Source organism: Allobosea sp. LjRoot237, from assembly GCF_964253285.1.
In the GTDB taxonomy this organism is placed as follows: Bacteria; Pseudomonadota; Alphaproteobacteria; order Rhizobiales; family Beijerinckiaceae; genus Allobosea.
Genome location: NZ_CAXUQP020000001.1, coordinates 2,134,121 through 2,152,323 on the forward strand (window position 1 = coordinate 2,134,121; position 18,203 = coordinate 2,152,323).

19 protein-coding genes are annotated in these 18,203 nt (G+C 67.6%); 14 read left to right on the plus strand and 5 right to left on the minus strand.

The annotated features are described in order from the left end of the window. Positions 1 to 2: 2 nt before the first annotated feature. Both ACSQ24_RS10450 and ACSQ24_RS10455 read left to right on the plus strand, forming a co-directional pair. Positions 3 to 608 carry a flavin reductase family protein gene (locus tag ACSQ24_RS10450; protein WP_436097868.1) on the plus strand — a complete coding sequence of 202 codons (606 nt, stop codon included), beginning with the start codon at positions 3 to 5 and terminating at the stop codon, positions 606 to 608. Between the two features lie 5 nt (positions 609 to 613). After that, complete coding sequence (locus ACSQ24_RS10455; RefSeq protein WP_436094603.1) at positions 614 to 805, plus strand: hypothetical protein; 192 nt, start codon at positions 614 to 616, stop codon at positions 803 to 805. 146 nt (positions 806 to 951) lie between these two features. On the opposite strand, the gene ACSQ24_RS10460 is transcribed toward ACSQ24_RS10455, so the two are convergent. Next, complete coding sequence (locus ACSQ24_RS10460) at positions 952 to 1,830, minus strand: HpcH/HpaI aldolase/citrate lyase family protein (protein ID WP_436094604.1); 879 nt, start codon at positions 1,828 to 1,830, stop codon at positions 952 to 954. After that, positions 1,830 to 2,321, minus strand: a complete 492-nt coding sequence (locus ACSQ24_RS10465; protein WP_436094605.1) for a MaoC family dehydratase — start codon at positions 2,319 to 2,321, stop codon at positions 1,830 to 1,832. The genes ACSQ24_RS10460 and ACSQ24_RS10465 overlap by 1 nt, the downstream gene beginning before the upstream one ends. Positions 2,322 to 2,458: 137 nt before the next feature. Here ACSQ24_RS10465 and ACSQ24_RS10470 point away from each other — a divergent pair, with 137 nt between their 5' ends. From ACSQ24_RS10470 to ACSQ24_RS10480, 3 genes are all read left to right on the plus strand, one after another. Further along, positions 2,459 to 3,595: a lytic transglycosylase domain-containing protein gene (locus ACSQ24_RS10470; protein WP_436094606.1), complete on the plus strand. Its 1,137-nt coding sequence runs from the start codon at positions 2,459 to 2,461 to the stop codon at positions 3,593 to 3,595. Then, entirely contained in the window at positions 3,592 to 4,803 is a 1,212-nt protein-coding gene (locus tag ACSQ24_RS10475; RefSeq protein WP_436094607.1) for a DUF2336 domain-containing protein, read from the plus strand. The genes ACSQ24_RS10470 and ACSQ24_RS10475 overlap by 4 nt, the downstream gene beginning before the upstream one ends. 235 nt (positions 4,804 to 5,038) lie before the next feature. After that, entirely contained in the window at positions 5,039 to 6,625 is a 1,587-nt protein-coding gene (locus ACSQ24_RS10480) for an ABC transporter substrate-binding protein (RefSeq protein WP_436094608.1), read from the plus strand. Here ACSQ24_RS10480 and ACSQ24_RS10485 read toward each other — a convergent pair. Next, positions 6,622 to 6,885, minus strand: a complete 264-nt coding sequence (locus tag ACSQ24_RS10485; protein WP_436094609.1) for a hypothetical protein — start codon at positions 6,883 to 6,885, stop codon at positions 6,622 to 6,624. The genes ACSQ24_RS10480 and ACSQ24_RS10485 overlap by 4 nt on opposite strands. A gap of 181 nt (positions 6,886 to 7,066) precedes the next feature. On the opposite strand from ACSQ24_RS10485, the gene ACSQ24_RS10490 reads away from it, so the two are divergent. From ACSQ24_RS10490 to ACSQ24_RS10510, 5 genes are all read left to right on the plus strand, one after another. Beyond that, positions 7,067 to 8,182 (plus strand): M20 family metallopeptidase, encoded by a 1,116-nt coding sequence (locus tag ACSQ24_RS10490; protein WP_436094610.1) that lies wholly within the window; start codon positions 7,067 to 7,069, stop codon positions 8,180 to 8,182. A 248-nt stretch (positions 8,183 to 8,430) separates the two neighbouring features. After that, entirely contained in the window at positions 8,431 to 9,609 is a 1,179-nt protein-coding gene (locus ACSQ24_RS10495; protein WP_436094611.1) for an E22 family MetX-like putative esterase, read from the plus strand. A gap of 10 nt (positions 9,610 to 9,619) precedes the next feature. Continuing rightward, entirely contained in the window at positions 9,620 to 10,066 is a 447-nt protein-coding gene (locus tag ACSQ24_RS10500; RefSeq protein WP_436094612.1) for a GNAT family N-acetyltransferase, read from the plus strand. Between the two features lie 76 nt (positions 10,067 to 10,142). Continuing rightward, positions 10,143 to 11,825: an SWIM zinc finger family protein gene (locus tag ACSQ24_RS10505; protein WP_436094613.1), complete on the plus strand. Its 1,683-nt coding sequence runs from the start codon at positions 10,143 to 10,145 to the stop codon at positions 11,823 to 11,825. 5 nt (positions 11,826 to 11,830) lie between these two features. After that, positions 11,831 to 12,424, plus strand: coding sequence for a hypothetical protein (locus ACSQ24_RS10510; RefSeq protein WP_436094614.1), 594 nt, complete (start codon positions 11,831 to 11,833; stop codon positions 12,422 to 12,424). Between the two features lie 108 nt (positions 12,425 to 12,532). Here ACSQ24_RS10510 and ACSQ24_RS10515 read toward each other — a convergent pair whose 3' ends face one another. Beyond that, positions 12,533 to 13,495, minus strand: a complete 963-nt coding sequence (locus ACSQ24_RS10515) for a GlxA family transcriptional regulator (protein ID WP_436094615.1) — start codon at positions 13,493 to 13,495, stop codon at positions 12,533 to 12,535. A 74-nt stretch (positions 13,496 to 13,569) separates the two neighbouring features. Between ACSQ24_RS10515 and ACSQ24_RS10520 the strand changes: the two genes are divergently transcribed. The 4 genes from ACSQ24_RS10520 to ACSQ24_RS10535 all read left to right on the plus strand — a co-directional run bounded on the left by ACSQ24_RS10520 (position 13,570) and on the right by ACSQ24_RS10535 (position 16,556). Continuing rightward, on the plus strand, positions 13,570 to 14,235 hold the full coding sequence (locus tag ACSQ24_RS10520; protein WP_436094616.1) for a DJ-1/PfpI family protein: 666 nt from the start codon (positions 13,570 to 13,572) through the stop codon (positions 14,233 to 14,235). Positions 14,236 to 14,259: 24 nt separating this feature from the next. Continuing rightward, positions 14,260 to 14,607: a gamma-glutamylcyclotransferase family protein gene (locus tag ACSQ24_RS10525; RefSeq protein ID WP_436094617.1), complete on the plus strand. Its 348-nt coding sequence runs from the start codon at positions 14,260 to 14,262 to the stop codon at positions 14,605 to 14,607. 71 nt (positions 14,608 to 14,678) lie between these two features. Continuing rightward, the gene (locus ACSQ24_RS10530; protein ID WP_436094618.1) at positions 14,679 to 15,068 is read left to right on the plus strand and encodes a hypothetical protein; all 390 of its coding nucleotides are present in this window, start codon (positions 14,679 to 14,681) and stop codon (positions 15,066 to 15,068) included. Between the two features lie 102 nt (positions 15,069 to 15,170). Continuing rightward, positions 15,171 to 16,556 carry a PepSY-associated TM helix domain-containing protein gene (locus ACSQ24_RS10535; protein WP_436094619.1) on the plus strand — a complete coding sequence of 462 codons (1,386 nt, stop codon included), beginning with the start codon at positions 15,171 to 15,173 and terminating at the stop codon, positions 16,554 to 16,556. Between the two features lie 76 nt (positions 16,557 to 16,632). Here the strand turns inward: ACSQ24_RS10535 and ACSQ24_RS10540 are convergent, their stop codons facing one another. Then, entirely contained in the window at positions 16,633 to 18,189 is a 1,557-nt protein-coding gene (locus tag ACSQ24_RS10540) for an ABC transporter substrate-binding protein (protein ID WP_436094620.1), read from the minus strand. Between the last annotated feature and the right edge of the window lie 14 nt (positions 18,190 to 18,203).

The following is an 18,203-nucleotide window of genomic DNA, read 5'->3' on the forward strand; positions in this document are numbered from 1 at the left end:
CGATGTACTACAGCGACGAAGGCCGCGACCTCGAGTTCAAGCATGACCCGTTCAAGGCGATCGTGGCACCGCGCCCCATCGGCTGGATCAGTGCTGTGAACGCCAAGGGCGAGGTCAACCTCTCGCCCTACAGCTTCTTCAACGCGATCTCGTCGCGGCCGAACATCGTGATGTTCTCCTCCGAGAGCAAGAAGGACGCGGTCGCCTTCATCGAGGAGACCGGCGAGTTCACCTGCAGCCTCGTCACCAAAGCGCTCGACCAGCAGATGAACCTGACCTCGGCGCCGCTGCCGCGCGGGGAGAGCGAGTATGGCCATGCCGGGCTCGAGATGGCGCCGTCGCGCGTAGTGAAGCCGCCGCGGGTTGCGGCCAGCCCCGCTGCGCTCGAATGCAAGCTTTTGTCGATCCAGCAGCTCAGGGATGTCGACGGCAACGACGTGCCACGCTGGATGGTGCTCGGCCAGGTCGTCGCGACCTATATCGACGAGGCCTTCGTCCGCGATGGGCGCTTCGATACGGCTGGCGCCAACCCGATCGCCCGCTGCGGCTACAGCGACTATGCCGAGGTCAGCGAATTGTTCTCGATCACCCGGCCTGCGGGCGGCTGACCGCCATGGTCCGGCGCCAGGACGAGGAGCCGGACGAGCATTGGCGGATGACCGTGAACCTGCTCGCGATCATCGCAGTGCTGGTGATGATCGGCGTGGGGTTCTGGCTGCTGCGCGAACTCAATGAGGCGAAGCGGGCGCAGGAGTGCCTGGCGACCGCGGCGCGCCATCAGTGCCGGCAGATCGGGGTGCCGTAGAACACGGACTCTTCGTCATTGCGAGGAGCGTAAGCGACGAAGCAATCCAGGGATGGCAGAGCTCTATGTTCCCCTGGATTGCTTCGCTTCGCTCGCAATGACGGTCTGGCCGAGAAAGCCGAATCACCAGAATCGCTTGCGCCCAGTCATTGACGCAATCTGTCAGCCCGCGCTTTCAGCCGGCGGGCGCGCATCAGATGCGGCCGGTCGAGCATTTCGCCGTCGAGTCCGATCACGCCGAGATTGGGATTGGCGTCGAACAGCTTGATGATCGCCTCGGCCCGGGCCAGCGCTTCGGGCGCGGGCGAGAAGACCTCGTTGATGACAGGCACCTGCGCCGGGTGGATCGCCATCTTGCCGGTGAAGCCATCGCGCCGTCCGGCGATGCATTCGGCGCGCAGGGCCGCTTCGTCGCGGAAGGCGGTGAAGACGGTGTCGATCGCGTCGACCTGCGCGGCCGAGGCGGCGAAGAGCAGGAGCGAGCGGGCGATCCGGTAAGGGTCGGTATAGGTCCCGTTCTCCAGCCGGTTGGTTTCGGCGCCGAGATCGGCCGATAGGTCCTCCGCACCCCAGGTCAGGCCGGAGAGCCGGTGGCTGGCGCCGGCATAGCTGCCGAGGCCGAAGATGCCCTTCCCGGTCTCGGTCGCGATCGCGATGATCTTGGTCGCGCCATCGGGCAGGTCGTATTCGGCCTCGCGCACGGCGATATGGGCGGCGAGATGGCTGAGATCTGAGCCGCCCTCGGATTTGGGCAGCATGATCGCATCGGGCCCGCTTTGCATGACGACGTCGAGATCGGCCTCGGTCATGCCGGTGATCAGTGCGTTGACGCGGACGATCAGGCGGGGGCGCTTCGCCCGGGCATTGATCTCCTTGAGGAAATCGCGGGCGAGCCCGCGCGCTGCCGGCTTGGCGTCGAGCGCGACGGAATCCTCGATATCGAGGATCAGCGCGTCGGCGCCGCTTTCGAGACCCTTTTGCAGCTTCTTCTGGTTGTCGGCAGGAATGAAGAGGAGCGAGCGCATCAGGCCTGTCCTCCGGTCGGGCGCTTCTTCATGAAGGCCTGGCGGCGGCACTGGGCCACCAGCGTGCCGTCCTGCTTATAGGCGCGGTGATGGAAGTCGACGATGCCGGCATCCGGCCGCGACTTCGATTCGCGCTTGGCGACGATCTCAGTGATGCAGTTCACCGTGTCGCCCTCGAAGAGCGGGGCGGGGAAGGTGACGTCGGTCATGCCGAGATTGCCGATGGTGGTGCCGACGGTGGTGTCGTTGACCGAGATGCCGATCATCAGGCCGAGTGTGAACAGCGAGTTCATCAGCGGCTTGCCCCACTCGGTCTCGGTCGCGCAGAAATGCGCGTCGATGTGCAGCGGCTGCGGATTCAGCGTCATGTTGGAGAACAGCATGTTGTCCATCTGCGTGACCGTGCGGGTCAGCCGGTGCTCGATCGAGGCGCCGAGCTCGAAATCCTCGAAATAGAGCCCGCCCCGTTTATGCCGCGTCGCTTCCGCCATCGTCTTGCTCCTATGGCACTTTTTCCGCCTGGAGCCGGCCCTGGCGAACGCCCGTTTTAACGGTTCGCTTACCATAACCGGTCCAGTCTCTTCGGGTGCTCCGGTCCGCCTGGAACGGCAGCGGCCCGAGTGACCTCATGTTCCTTTTCAGCACGCCGAGTACCCGCGAGACAACGCCTGCCAACCCGGTCGTCAACGCGATCAAGGAAGGGGCGGACAAGACCGGTGTCGGCTTCGACTATCTCCTGAAGACGGCGCAGCGGGAATCGGCGCTCGCACCGGATGCCAAAGCGCGCACCTCGAGCGCGACCGGACTGTTCCAGTTCATCGAGCAGACCTGGTTGTCGATGATGCGCCAGGAAGGGCCGAAGCAGGGGATGGCCAACTATGCCGGCGCGATCAGCGAGGATGGCAGCGGCCGGCTGACCGTGGCCGACCCGGCGCTGCGCGAGAAGATACTGCAGCTGCGCACCGATCCGCGTGTCGCGACCGTGATGGCCGGCGCACTGACGCAGAAGAACGCCGAGCAGCTCGGCCAGGCGCTCGGGCGCCAGCCGCAGGCCGGCGAGCTCTATATGGCCCATGTGCTGGGCGCGCGCGGCGCTGCTGACCTGATCCGCACGGTCGGAGCCGATCCGGCGCGTGCCGCGGCACGCGACTTTCCGGACGCTGCGGCCGCGAATCGCTCGATCTTCTATGACAAGGGCGGCAGGGCCCGCAGTGCCCAGGAGGTCTACGGCCTGCTTGCCGCGAGCCATGCCAACACCCAGGTCGCGGCGACGACCGGCGCCATGCTGGCGCAAGCCCGGCCGACGGGCGCGGCTACGACCGCCACAGCTTATGCTGCCGATACACCGGTCGTGCCGATCGCCGCCGCGCTGGCGCCTGACCGGGCAAAGGGGCTGATCGGCCTGTTCTCGACTGAAGGACCGCGTACCCCCGTCTCGAAGGCGGTCGCCAATCTCTGGACCACGCCGCGTACCAGCAACACGTCCCGCACGACCGATGACGATCCGGCGACCCGCTATTTCCCGCGCGTGAGCTCGGCGGCGAACGGCGGCGATGCCTCGCCCGTGGGCAAGGTCACCAAGACGGAAAGCGCGGTCAGTTCGACTGCTCCGGTCAGCGCCATGGCTCCGTTGCCGCCGTCGCGGCCGCGTGACCTCGCCGTGGCGGACACACAGACCGCTTCCAGCGAAGCTGCCATGCCCCGCAAGCCGCGTCGCGGGCCGCTCGATCTCAGCCAGTTCATGCTCCATGGGAGGCGCGGATGATCGTCCGCCGTTTCCTGCTCTGGGCCCGCACCGCTCCCGCCGAGGCGCGGGCGAAGGGGGCTGCAGCGCTGGCTGGCGCCTATCTGCGCTCGGCAATGTCGCCCGAGGACCGGCGCGAAGCCGAGACGGCGCTGATTTCGCTGGTCGACGATCCCTCGCCATTGGTGCGACGTGCCCTCGCCGAGGAACTCGCGGCCGCGCCGCAGGCGCCCCGCAATGTGGTGCTCGGCCTGATCGCCGAGCAGAGCGACATCGCCGCGCTACTGCTGGCGCAGTCGCCGGTGCTGACCGAGGCCGATCTCGTCGATGCCGCCGCGATCGGCGACGGGCTCGCCCAGCGCGCGATCGCACAGCGGCCCTGGTTGTCGGCCGGCATCTGCGCGGCGCTCGCTGAGGTCGCAGTCGAGGAGGCGCTGGTCGCGCTGCTCGCCAATCCGACGGCCGAGATTCCGGATTTCTCGCTGGAGCGCATCTTCGAGCGCGCAGGCGAGGTTGGGGCGGTGCGCGAGGCCATGCTGGCGCGCGACGACCTACCGGCAGGCCTGCGCCAGGCGATCGCGGCCAAGGTCTCCGATGCGCTTGCCGCCTTCGTCTCCGGCTGCGGTTGGCTCACCGAGGAGCGCAGCGCCCGGCTCGCCCGCGAATCGACCGAGCGGGTTGCCGTCGCACTCGCCGCCGGTGGCGAGGCGAGCGATGCCCCTGCAATCGTCGATTGCCTTCGCGAGAACGGTCGTCTGACGCCCGGTGTGATCCTGCGCTCGCTGCTCAGCGGCGAGCCGGCTCTGGCCGAAGCTGCCTTCGCGGCGCTTTCCGATCTGCCGCTCAACCGCGTCCGCGCGCTGCTCTGGGACCGGCGTGGCGCCGGCCTCAAGGCACTCTATCGCAAGGCGGCGATGCCGGAGGCCTTGCTGCCGGCCTTTGCCGCGGCTGTAACGGCGCTCAAGCATGCAGGCCTCGGCCAACGGGGCGCGGGCGGCATCGACCGCGATTTGCTGGCGCACGTCCTGATCGCCTGCGAAGGCCTGGAAGGCCCGCAGGCCAATGCGCTGATGGCGCTGCTGCGCCGGCTCGATGCGGAGGCTGCGCGTGACGAGGCACGGCTGCTGGCCGATTCGCTCGCCGACGACGCGGCGCTGGCGCTGCTGATCGAGGCCGATCCGGACTTTCTGGTCGAGCTCGAGCTCGACGACCTGCGCGACGCGGCCTGAACCAGCTGCCTGGTCGTCGCCAACCGGCTTGACCGGCCGCTGGCATGCTGATTGCCTGAGCGCTGCCGTATCGCGAGGGCTTACCATCCCGGATCGACGCCCTGTTGCCAGAGCCGGATCCGATCAGGTTGTTCCAACCTGATCGGTGAATCCGTCTCTTCCTTTTGGTTTGGAGACCGTTTTGCCGATCGGCTTGCGGTGCAAGCTGATCGGAACGGGCTCCAGGGAGCCTGAAATGCCGACACGTCGCGCTTTCATCGCAGGCACGGCTGCCGCCTTTGCGGTCAGCAAACCCAATATCGGCCGTGGCGCCGACAAGAACGTGATCAAGTTCGTGCCGCAGGGCGATCTTGCCGTGGTCGATCCGATCTGGACGACGGCGACCGTCACCCGCAACCATGCCTTCCTCGCCTATGACACACTGTTCGGCCAGGACGAGAGCTACAGGGCTCAGCCGCAAATGGCCGAGGGTGCGCTTGCCGAGGCCGACGGCAAGACGTGGACGATCAAGCTGCGCGAGGGTCTGACATTCCATGACGGCACGCCGGTGCTGGCGAAGGACTGCGTCGCCAGCCTGAGCCGCTGGGGCAAGCGCGATTCCTTCGGCCAGACGCTGATGGCGCAGACCGACGAACTCGCCGCGGTCGACGACAAGACCCTGCGTTTCCGGTTGAAGAAGCCGTTCCCGTTGCTGCCGGACGCGCTTGCCAAGATGACAGCCTCGGTGCCGGTGATCATGCCGGAGCGCCTGGCCAGGACCGAGGCGACGACGCAGGTCACCGAGGTGATCGGCAGCGGGCCGTTCCGCTTCATCGCGAGCGAGCGCCAGTCGGGCAGCCGGGCGGTCTACGAGAAGTTCGCGGGCTATGTCCCGCGCGGCGACGGCAGACCCGGCCGCACGGCCGGACCGAAGATCGTCCATGTCGAGCGGATCGAATGGCATACCTTGCCGGACCCCGCGACCGCGGCGGCGGCGCTGCAGAGCGGCGAGATCGACTGGGTCGAGCAGCCCTTGCCTGATATCCTGCCGCTGCTGGCGAAGGATCCCAGGCTCGAGGTCGCGATCAAGGAGACGACCGGTTCGATCGCGATCATGCGGATGAACCATCTGCATCCGCCCTTTGACAATCCGGCGATCCGCCGCGCCGTGCTGATGGCGATCGACCAGGCCGAGTTCATGGAGGCGGTCGGCGGCCCCGACAAGGAGCTGTGGCGAACCGGCGTCGGTCTGTTCCCACCCGGCACGCCGATGGCGAACGATGCCGGCATGGAAGTGCTGAACGGCCCACGCGACATCGCCAAGGTCAAGCAGGCGCTGGCAGCGGCCGGCTACAAGGGCGAGAAGGTCGTCCTGCTTGGCGTCACCGATCTCGCCAATCTCAAGGCCGAATGCGAGGTCGGCGCTGAGATGCTGAAGCGTATCGGCATGAACGTCGACTACCAGGTGATGGACTGGGGTGCGGTGGTGACGCGCCGGGCCAACAAGGAGCCGCCCGGCAATGGCGGCTGGAACTGCTTCTTCACCGGCTGGAACGGCATCGACATCCTCGATCCGGTCGGCCACATCTCGCTGCGCGGCAATGGCGCTGCGGCCTGGCCGGGCTGGCCGGTGGCGCCGAAGATCGAGGCGCTGCGCGAGGCCTGGATGGAGGCCACCGACCTGGCGACGAAGCAGAAGATCGCGGCCGAGCTGCAGAAGCAGGCCTTCGAGGACGTGCCTTACGCACCACTTGGCCAGTATTTCCAGCCGACGGCCTTCAGCCGCAAGCTCGAAGGCGTGCTGCCGAGCTTCCCGACCTTCTGGAACGTCAAGCGCGTCTAGCGGGCTCTAGCAATGGCGGCCCTCGCGAGGAGTCCGCCGAGCAGCAGGCAGCCCGCCCGCAGCCAGGCGGCCAGCGCCTGGCGGCCAAGTTCCGGCATCGGCTGGGCCGCCGGCGGCGGCAGACCGAGCGAACGCAGGAGCTGGTCGGCGAGAAGCGCGAGCGTGAGGACCGCAATGAAGCCGGCGAGCGCCGCCACGAGGCCGCGCAGCCAATACAGGGCCGGCACTATGGCAATGGCGGAGGCGGCGGGCGGGCGCATCGTCTGGTCCTCGGCGGGTCTGCTTCGAGGACGGATGGGGATCGGCGCTGCCGACAGGTGGGTGAAACTTTTTTGAGGCGCCGGGTCCGCAGGTCAGCTAGGCGGGTTTCGACATGGACAAAGCCGGCAAATTTGCCAATGTCCTGCTATCGCCACGCTTTCCTGCGAAAACTTCCCGATCATGACCATTCACGATCCCGCCGTCCCCGCGCTTACCGTCTGGGTTGCGCTGGAGAGCCCCACCCATCATGTGCCCGGCGTCAACGGCATGATGGACCTCGTCGCCAGGGAGGTCGAAGGCCTGCCGATCGCGGTCGAGCGCATCCCCGGCCGCGATGGGCTCGGCGACAACCTGATCCTGCGCGCCGGCGTCCGTAACGGCGAAAGGGCCGTGGCGCTGATGTCGCATCTCGACACGGTCCATCCGGTCGGCACCAGCGCCAAGGACCTGCCGGTGCGGGTCGAGGGCGACCGGCTCTACGGCCCCGGCGTCTACGACATGAAGGGCGGCGCCTGGCTGGCGCTGCAGGCGTTCAAAGACGCTGCCAGGTCCGGCACGGTGCAACGGCCGCTGGTCTTCCTGTTCACACCGGATGAGGAGATCGGCTCGCCGACCTCGCGCGCCTTGATCGAGGATATCGGCCGCGAGGCGATGGCGGTGCTGGTGACCGAGCCGGCGCGCGAGGGCGGCAAGATCGTCACCGCGCGCAAGGGGGTCGGCCGTTTCGAGGTCAAGTTCGAGGGCCGTCCGGCCCATTCCGGCTCGCGCCATGCCGACGGCCGCAATGCCATCCGCGAGGCGGCGCACCAGATCCTCGCCATCGAGGGCATGACCGACTATTCGCGCGGCATCACCACCACGGTCGCGCTGGTCGGGGGCGGCACAGCGGCGAACGTCATCCCGCAGCATGCCTGGTTCAGCGTCGATTGCCGCGTCACCACGGTGGCCGACGGCAAGGTCATGGAAGAGCGCATCCTCGGCCTGAAGCCCCATGATCCGGACGTGAAGCTCAGCATCACCGGCGGGATGAACCGGCCGCCTTACGAGAAATCGCCGGAGGTCGCGGCGCTCTACGAGCAGGCGCGGGCGGTAGCGGCCGGGCTCGGCTTCGACCTGCAGGATTGCCCGATGACCGGCGGCGGCTCGGACGGCAACTTCACTGCGGCGCTCGGCATTCCGACGCTGGACGGGCTCGGCATCGATGGCGACGGCGCCCACACCTTGCAGGAATATGCGCTGATCTCCTCGATCGCGCCGCGCCGAGCGCTGATCAAGGGGCTGCTGGAGACGCTGTGAGACTTCCTTCTCCCCATGCGGGAGAAGGTGCCCCGAAGGGGCGGATGAGGGGTCTCGCAACGATTGCCACTGTATCGACTGGTGCTGGCGTTGGTTCACGGACAGGTCGCGCGACCCCTCATCCGTCAGCGCTTCGCGCCGCCACCTTCTCCCGCAAGGGGAGAAGGGAATACCCCTTCCGTTAGCCGGATAAATCCGCTCTGATCTCCCTCAAGGCCGTGCGACGGCCGGAGCGGGAGGAGTGCGGCATGAAGGCTTGGATCGCGGGAGTTGTCGGTGTCGTTGGCGTGATGGTGACGGGAATGGCGCAGGCGCAGGATCTGATCGTCGAGAAGAAGGTCTTCGAGCTGCCGAGCTACACCACGCAGGGTGGGCGCACGCTGAAGAACGTCAAGGTCGGCTGGGAGAGCTACGGCACGCTCAATGCCGACAAATCGAACGCGATCCTGATCTGCCATTTCTTCTCGGCCAACTCGCACGCCGCCGGCAAATACGCGGCTGCGGATGCCGCGCCCGGCTATTGGGACGCGATCATCGGCCCTGGCAAGGCGATCGACACCAACAAATATTTCGTCCTGTCCTCCGACACGCTGGTGAACCTCAACGTCGGCGACCCGAAGACCACGACCACCGGCCCGGCCTCGATCGACCCAGACAGCGGAAAGCCCTACGCGCTCGATTTCCCGGTCGTGACAGTCGGCGATTTCGTCAATGTCCAGAAGGCCTTGGTCGAGAGCCTTGGAATCAGGAAGCTCGTCATGGTCGCCGGCCCGTCGATGGGCGCGCTGCAGACCTATGAATGGGCTGCGAGCCATCCCGATATGGTCGGCAAGGCGATGGCGGTGATCGGCGCGGCCGAAGCCGATGCCCAGCTCATCGCCTGGCTTGACGTCTGGGCGGCGCCGATCCTGCTCGATCCGAACTGGAACAAGGGCGATTACTACGGCAAGACGCCGCCCAATGCCGGCCTCGCCAAGGCGCTGACCGTGGTGACGCTGCAGGCCAATCATGGCGACTGGACCAACGGCACCTTCGGCCGCCGCCCGGCCAAGGAGGGCGAGGATCCCGCCAAGGCGCTCGGCAACAAGTTCCAGGTCCAGAGCATCCTCGACAATGCCGGCGAAGCGCGGGCCAAGGTCTCGGACGCCAACCATTTCCTTTATCTGGTCAAGGCCAATCAGCTCTACGCCGCCGGCGGCAAGTCGCTCGCCGACGCGATGAGCCGGATCAAGGCGCCGCTGCTGATCGTCAATCAGCCAAAGGATCTGGTTTTCCCGGACGAGATGATCCAGCGCACTGTCGCCGAGGCGAAGAAGGCCGGGCGCGACGTGACCCACGTGACCATCCAGGGCACGCGCGGCCATCTCGACGGCGTGATCTCGATGAAGCAGGCCGAAGGGGCGGTGAAGGCTTTCCTGGAGAAATGAGGCTGATCGCGTGAGCGCGCCTGTCGTCACGCTCCGGGAAATCACGGCCGAGACCGTGCGCACGATCTGCGAGCTCGAACCGCATGACGCGCAAAGCGGTTTCGTCGCGCCGAATGCGGTCTCGATCGCGCAGGCCCATTTCAATCCGGTTGCGGTTTTTCGGGCTGTTTATGCCGACGAAGAGCCGGTCGGCTTCATCATGTGGCGGCCAGACGGCGACGGTGCGAGCTGCTTCCTCTGGCGCTTCATGATCGACAAGGATCACCAGGGCAAAGGCTATGGGCGCGCGGCGATCACGCTCTGGCTGAAGAGCCTTCCGCCGCAAGGGTACAAACTTGCGCGGACAAGCTACGTCGCCGGTGCCGGCGGGCCGCATGGCTTTTATCTGGCGCAAGGGTTCCAGGATACGGGTGAGATTCGCGCCAATGGCGAAAGGTTGATGGAACTGGTGCTGTAGAAGGTTGACCGACGCTATCCGGCAAAGCGCTCGCGATAGGCCTGCGGGCTCGCCCCGAGCCGACGCAGGAAGGGACATGACATCGAAAAACCGCCCCCGATTCGATCCGCGCACGCTGAAGGACCTCGCCGGCGACAAGGTTTTCGCGCGCGGCGAAGCTTATGCCCGGGAGGGCAAGGTCGACATCCTCGGCAGCGGGCCGGACCGGGTGCTGGCCCGGGTCGCCGGCGAGGACGACTACCGCACCGTGGTCTCCGGGCAAGGGACGGCGGTCGCCGGCGAATGCTCCTGTCCGGCCTTCGCCCGCGAAGGGGTCTGCAAGCACGTGGTGGCGGCGGCGCTGGCTGCAAATGCCGCGGCGTTGTCCGGTGCTGCTGATGGCGGCGGCGTGCTGCAGCGGGTCCGCACGCATCTGGAGAGCAGGGATGCCGGCACGCTGATCGCGATCATCATGGACATGGCCGAGCGTGACTCGGCGTTGCTCCGCAAGCTCGAGGTCGCTGCTGCGGCGGCGGGTCCCGACGCCGCGGCGCTCGAAACGCGATTGCGGACGGCAATCCGCGACGCGACGCGCACGCGCGGCTTTGTCGACTACGAGGATGCGCCGCGCTGGGCCGCCGGCGTCGATGCGGCTCTCGACATGCTGGCGGCAACGGCATCCGGTCGGCATGCCGCGCGGGCGGTCGAGCTTGCCGGCTTCGCGATCTCGCGGATCGAGGCCGCCATCGAGAAGATCGACGACGCTGATGGCCATTGCAGCGCCCTGCTGGCGAAGGCCCAAGGCATCCACCTCGAAGCCTGCCGAGAGGCCAGGCCGGATTCGGTTGCGCTCGCCCGCGAGCTCTTCTTGCGCGAGACGGAGGGAGAATACGACACCTTCCATGCTGCGGCAGCGCATTATGCGGAGGTGCTGGGCAAGGAGGGCCTCGCCGAATATCGCCGGCTTGCGCAGGCGGCCTGGGACAAGCTGCCCGCTCAGATAGGTCGCAGCCGTCGCGAAAGCGGGTTTCAAGCGGACGGTTACAGGCTGGCCTCGATCCTGGATTTCTTTGCCGAGCGCGACGGCGACCTGGCGATGCGGATCGCGCTGCGCGCCAAGAACCTGTCGTCGCCCTGGGCCGTTCTGCAACTCGCCGCATTCTGCTGCGACCACGGCCGGGAAGAGGAAGCCTTGCGCCATGCACAGGAGGGGCTGTGGCTTTTCGAAGACGAGCGGCCGGATGAGCGACTGGTCTCCTTCGTCGTCGACCTGCTGCTGAAAGCGGGCCAGAAGGCGCAGGCCGAAGCGCATCTGTGGCGCGCCTTCGAGAAGGCGCCAAGCCTGAGCCTCTACGGCCGGCTGGATGCGCTCGGCGGCGAGGGCGCTGCCGAGCGCGCCATCGGCCGCCTGCAGTGGGATCTCGAGGGAGTTTCGCCAGCCAGATGGCATCATTCGGCCGACCTGCTCGTTCGCGTTCTCATCGAGGCGAAGCAGCACGATGCCGCCTGGGACCGCGTCCGCGCGCACGGCGTCTCGCAGACGGTGAAGGAGGCGCTCGCCAGGGCCAGCGAGGCGACACATCCGAACCTGGCACTGGCGGTCTATGCCGAGCGCGTCGAGGAACTTGTCGGAGTCGGCGGCGATTCGGCTTATCAGGACGCCGCCGCACTGATCGCCCGGATGAGGCCCCTGCGCGACGCGGCGGAGCAGGCCGCTTATCTTGCGGACATCAAAGCGCGACATGGGCGCAAGCGCAATTTCATGAAGCTGCTGGGGTGAGAGCGATGCGGCGCTCGCTGATCTCGGAGCAAGACCGCTTGATGCTGAGGCGCCGGAACGAGTTCCGCAGGGCCGCCGATGTCGTGACGGACGCCTTGACGGCGTTCGAGGAGGTCGAGGCCGTCGCCTTGATCGGTTCCGTCGCCAAGCCGCTCTGGAAGGAGGTTCCGCGCTTCCGGGAGTTCCGCCGGGCCGGCGTCGAGGTCTGGCACGAGTGCAAGGACGTCGATCTCGCGGTGTGGCTGTCGAAGCTGGACCGGCTGGCGGAATTGCGCCGGGCGCGCGACGGCGCCTTGCGCGACGCCTATGCGGCCGGCGTCGGCCCGAGCGTTCCGGGGCATCTGGTCGAGATCTTCCTGATCGAGCCGGGAAGCGATCGCTATCTCGGCCGGCTTTGCAGCTTCAATGCCTGTCCCAAAGGCAAGCTCGATTGCGCCGTGCCCGGCTGCGGTGCCGTCCCATTCAACAAGGTCGTCGCGGGATTCGAGCCGCATGCCGATCTGCTGGCGCCTGCAGCTCATGCGACGCTGTACCGACGGGGGAAGGGCCGGCTCGCTTCCGCCGTGGATCTGCCTGCGCCCGAAGCGGGCGGGACGTAGCGCCCGACCGCATGGCTTCTTTACGTGGCTCAAGGCTTCCGGGATACGAGAGAACACTGCCCCAGTGACAAGGCTGACGGAGCTGGCGCTGCGGAGAACCGATCGGGCCTATCCGGCGAACCTGTCGCGATAGGCCTGCGGGCTCGCCCCGAGCCGGCGCAGGAAGGCACGGCGCAAGGTCTCCTCCGAGCCGAAGCCGCAGCGGCGACCGGTCTGCGCCACCGAAAGCCCCTGTTCGAGCAGGCGGCGCGCCGTCTCGATCCGGAGCTCTTCGACGGCGCGGGCGGGCGTGCGGCCCGTCGCCTGGCGATAATGCCGGGCGAAGCTGCGCAGGCTCATATTGGCTGTGCCGGCGAGCCTCTCCAGCGAGAGATCGCCGCGCAGGTTCTCGACGATCCAGCTGTGCAGCCGGTCGAAACGCTCGTCTTTCTCCTGCAGTGTCAGCGCCGCGCTGAACTGGGCCTGACCGCCGGGGCGTTTCAGGAAGACGACGAGCTGGCGGGCGATGGCGAGCGCCGGTTCCCGGCCGAGATCGGCCTCGACCAGCGCGAGGGCAAGGTCGATCCCGGCGGTGACGCCGGCCGAGGTCCAGACATCGCCGTCGCGGATATAGATCGGGTCGGGTTCGAGCCGCACGGAAGGGAACATCGCCGCGAATTCGGCGCAGCGGCCCCAATGCGTCACGGCGCGGCGGCCGTCGAGCAGTCCGGCGGCCGCAAGCAGGAAGGCGCCACTGCAGACCGAGGCGACGCGCTCCGCTGCTCCAGCACGCTGCCGGATCCAGGCGACCAGCGCCGCATCGCGACAGGCGGCGTTGACGCCGTAGCCGCCGGCGACGACCAGCGTGTGCAGCGGCGTGGTCGGCTCTGGGAGCGATGCCGCGCCGAGTTCGAGTTTCGAGCTGGTGACGACGCGGCCCTCGGTGGCGATGACCGCGGTCTCATAGGGCAGGGGCCGGCCAGCGAGGTGCGCCAGGTCGTTGGCGGTGGCGAAGACCTGCAGGGGCCCGGCGACGTCGAGCAATTGCCCGCCGGGGAAGGTCAGGATCTCGATGCGGCGCTGGTTTGGCATGAAGCGAGGGATGCTTGGCAGTTCGGCCAAAGTTTTGCGCGCTAGGCTGCTCTCGTCAATCAGGAGTTCGCACCATGCCCCTCAGCTTCGGCATCCTCGTCTTCCCGCAGGTCCAGCAGCTCGACCTGACCGGTCCCTACGAGGTCTTCGCCTCGGCCCGGGATGCAGAAGTGCATCTGGTCTGGAAGGACACAGCGCCGCTCAAGGCCGCGACCGGGCTCGTGCTGACGCCGACTACGACCTTTGCTGAATGCCCGCCGCTCGACGTGCTCTGCGTGCCGGGTGGCAGCGGGGTCAACGCCTTGCTGCAGGACGAGACCGTTCTCGCTTTCCTGCGCGAGCGGGCCGGGCAGGTGCGCTATCTGACCTCGGTCTGTACGGGATCGCTGGTGCTCGGCATGGCCGGATTGCTCAAGGGCAAGCGCGCGACCAGCCACTGGAACGCGCATGACCTGCTGGCGCGCTTCGGCGCGATCCCGACAGAAGGACGCGTCGTGCGCGACGGCAACCTGATCACCGCAGGCGGCGTCACCTCCGGCATCGATTTCGGGCTGACGGTGATCGCCGAATTGCTCGGCGAGGAGGAGGCGCAACTGATCCAGCTCTCGCTCGAATATGCGCCGGAGCCGCCCTTCCGGGCCGGTACGCCGCAGGAGGCGCCGGCCGCCATCCTGGCTGCGGCACGGCAGCGCCTTGCCGGCTCGCGCGCGGCGCGCGAGAAGCTGCTGGCGGCGCTCTAGCCGCGGGAGGCGGAGATCGCGAGCATGGCCGACGAGCGCAGCATCCTTCTGTTCTCCTATGGCACGCTGCAGCAGGAGAACGTGCAGCTTTCCTCGTTCGGGCGGCTGCTCGACGGCCATCCTGACGCCATGCCGGGCTTTTCCCAGACCATGCTCGAGATCACCGATCCAGAGGTGATCCGCACCAGCGGCAAGCGTTTCCATCCGATGGTGGCGCCGAGCGATAATCCGGCCGACAGCGTGTCCGGCAAGGTCTTCAGCGTCAGCGCCGAGGAACTCGCGGCAGCCGATCGCTACGAGGTCGCCGACTACAAGCGGATCAGCGTCAAGCTGGCCTCGGGCAAGGAGGCTTTCGTCTACGTCAAGGCTTAGGACCGCTGCGGCGGTTCGGCTGATAGACAGCTTCCGGGGCCTTCGCTATCGACGGTGCAGGGAGCCCGTCCTTGAACGCAGCCAAGTCCTTCAGAGCGAGATCCTGGGTCGCGATCATCGCGGCCTATGTGCTCGTGCTGCAGGGGCTGTTCGGCGCAGTCGTGTCCGGACAGAGCCTCGCGCCGGCGCTGCTCGACCGCGCCGCGCATCTGACGCTGTGCGCATCGGGCGCCGCGAGCCTTCCGCTCCCGGGCGAGGAGCCCGCGCCGCATCTGCCGGCCTGCTGCCTGCTCGGCTGCGCCTGGATCGGCGCCGCCTACGCTCCGCCTGACAGAGCCGCGCAGCCCGAAAGCGCCGAGCCACGCGCCACGGTCGTTCGTTTCGACGATCTGGCTGGACGGCCGCTGCCGGGACGAGAGCGGCTCGCTGCTCGCCCCAGAGGACCTCCTCTCCAGACCTGACGTCACAGCGGCCCTGGCGGCCGCTTTCGTCGCAACGACCGGACCTTTGCCGAGCGAGAGCTCGCCGGCGGGGAACGGGCAGGTCTATCGAGGAAACCAGCAATGACCGCCCATGCGGATTTCGAAGCGCGTGCCGGAGCCGGCCGCGCCTTCGCGTTATCGTCCGAATTCAAGGCCTTCATCGGAAGGCTGCACTTCTATGCCGGGCTGTTCGTCGGCCCGTTCATCCTGATCGCGGCCCTCACCGGCACGCTCTATGTGCTGACGCCGCAGATCGAGAGCCTCATCTATCGCGAGCAGCTGACCGCGACGACGGCAGGCGCGCCCGCTTCGCTCGCCGCTCAGACCGAGGCCGCACGCAAGCATATCGGCGAGGGGCCGCGCTTCTTCGCCATCCGTCCCGCTCCGAGAGCGGGCGAGACGACGAGCGTGATGTTCGCTCAAGCTGGGCTTGGCGATTCCGAGAGCCGGGCGATCTTCATCGATCCGGTCTCGCTGGCGGTGAAGGGCGACCTCGTCGTCTACGGCACCACCGGCATCCTGCCGTTCCGGACGACGCTCGACTATCTCCACCGCAACCTGCTGCTCGGCGAGTTCGGGCGCCATTACAGCGAGCTGGCGGCGTCCTGGCTCTGGGCGGTGGTGCTCGGCGGCGTCGCGATGTGGTTCTGGCGGCGTCACCCACGGGCCGCCGAGCGGGCGCGGGCTAACCCGGCGCTGCGCGACCGGCGCTGGCATGGCCTGATCGGGCTGACGCTCTCGCTCGGTCTCGTCTTCCTGTCAGTTACCGGGCTGACCTGGTCGAAATATGCGGGCGATCGGATCGACGCGCTGAGGGCCAGCCTTGGCTGGGTCACGCCCTCGGTCTCGCTGAAGCTCGGCGCGGCGCCCCCGGCCGACGACCACGCCCATCATGGCGATCACGGCCCGGCCATGGGAGGGGCGGCTCCGGGGAGCGTGGATCAGCTCGACAGCGTGCTTGCAGCGGCGCAGGCGGCCGGGATCGAGTCCCCGCATGTCGAGATGCGGCCGCCGCGCGGCGAGGGGCAAGCCTGGCTCGTTCGGGAATACGACCGTAGCTGGCCGACGCAGGTCGACACGCTCGCGCTCGATCCGCGCGATCTTTCGGTGGTGAGCCGGGTCGATTTCGAGACTTTTCCGCTGATCGCCAAGCTGATCCGCTGGGGCATCGACGCCCATATGGGCATCCTGTTCGGCTGGCCGAACCAGCTCTTGATGGCGGGGCTCGGTACTGCGCTGATGGTGACGACCGTATTCGGCTACCGGATCTGGTGGCGCCAGCGGCCGGCGCCGGGCTCGCTGCCGCGCACAGTGGTCCAGACCTGGCTGCGGCTCGGCTGGCCGGGCAGGGCGGCGGCGGTTCTCGTTGCCGCGGGATTGGGCTGGGCGCTGCCGCTGGCGGGCGTCAGCCTCGGCCTGTTCGTCGTCGCGGACGTCGCCCGCTGGCGGCTGGCGCGCTCCGCCTGAGACTGCGCCGGTTCCGTCCGGGGCGGCTCAGGCCGCTCCGGCACGGGAGCTCGGTCGATCCGGTGGGCGAAGAGCCTTACTTGCGCTGCAAGTTCCAGTAGACCGGCGCCGGTGGCGTCAGCAGGCCGGTCAGGTTCGCTCGATGGGCACGGATCTGATACTGCAGGCCGATCGGGACATAAGGCACCGTCTCGGTCGCGCGGAGCTGGATCTTCTCGGCGAGGGCCTTGCGCTCCTCGAGGCTCGACAAGCCCGCGAAGCTCGCGCGCATCGCCTCGATCTGCTCGTCGCAGGGCCAGCCGAACCAGGCCTTCTCGCAGTTCGAGCGCAGGCCGAGATGGCTCAGGGGCTCCATCATGTCGAGGCCACCCGGGCCGGAGATGAAGATCGACCAGCCATTGCGCCCGACCGATTCCTTGCTGGCGCGGCGGCTGACCACCGTCGCCCAATCCATCGCCTGGATGTCGGTCTTCAGACCGATCGAGCGCAGGACCTGGTCAGCCACCATGGTGAAGGCGTGGATGTTGGTGTTCTCGCTGGCATCGAGCAGCACCACGGGTGTGCCGTCATAGCCGCTCTCCTTCACGAGCTGCCTGGCGCGCTCCAGATCCGGTTTTGGGAAGCCCGTTTCGGAGAAGTAAGGCGAGGAGCAGACATAGAATGAGCGGCAGACCTTGCCGAGGGACGGGTCGTCGATGACCGCCTGCAGGAACTCGCTGCCATCGACCGCGGCGAGCAGCGCCTGCCGGAGCTTGGGATTGCTGAAGGGCGGCTGTGTCGAGTTCAGGCGAATCTGCTGAGCGACGCCGATCTCGTCCTGACGCGCCACGACCACGTCCTTGGCTTTGCGTACGAGCCCGATCAGGTCGCCCGCGACCTCCTCGCTGATGTCGATCTCGCCGGTCATCAGTGCGTTCACGGCGGTCTGCTGGTCCGGCAGGATGTGCCATTCGACCCGATTGACATGGACGACCTTGCCGCCGGCGAAGCCGTCGGCCGGCTCGGCGCGCGGGACGTAAACCGGGTTGCGGAGGAAGACGAGCTTCGCGCCGGTCATCCACTCGTCCTTCTTGAAGACGAAGGGGCCCGAGCCGGTCTGGTCCGTCACCGGCTGGTTCGCCGGTGTCGCAGCCGCGATCCGTGCCGGCATGATGAAGGGCACCGGTGCGCCAGGCTTGCCGAGCGCGTCGAGCACAAAGCCCCAGGGCTGGTCGAGCGTCAGCCGGAAACTCCTGGCGTCGGTCGCGGTCCAGCGCGCCCCGCGCGCATTGAGCTGCTGGCCCATGCTGTCATTGCCGCTCCAGCGCTTCAGCGAGGCGATCACATCCTCGGAGGTGACGGGCTGGCTGTCGCTGAAGACGAGGCCGTCGCGCAGGGTGAAATCCCAGATCCTGCCGTCTTCCGAGTTGCGCCAGGTCGAGACCATCTGCGGCTTCACCGCGAGCGTGGCGTCGACGGCGAACAGCGTGTCGTAGATCATGTAGCCGAAATTGCGGGCCATCGAATCGGAGCCCAGCATCGGATCGAGAATCTTCACGTCGCCCGACGGCCTGACCTTGAGGACGGACTGCGCCGCCGCCGGGACCGCCGCCAGGGCGACCGCGAACGCGGCAAGGATCCATTTCGTCTTCATGCAGTCCTCCTGGG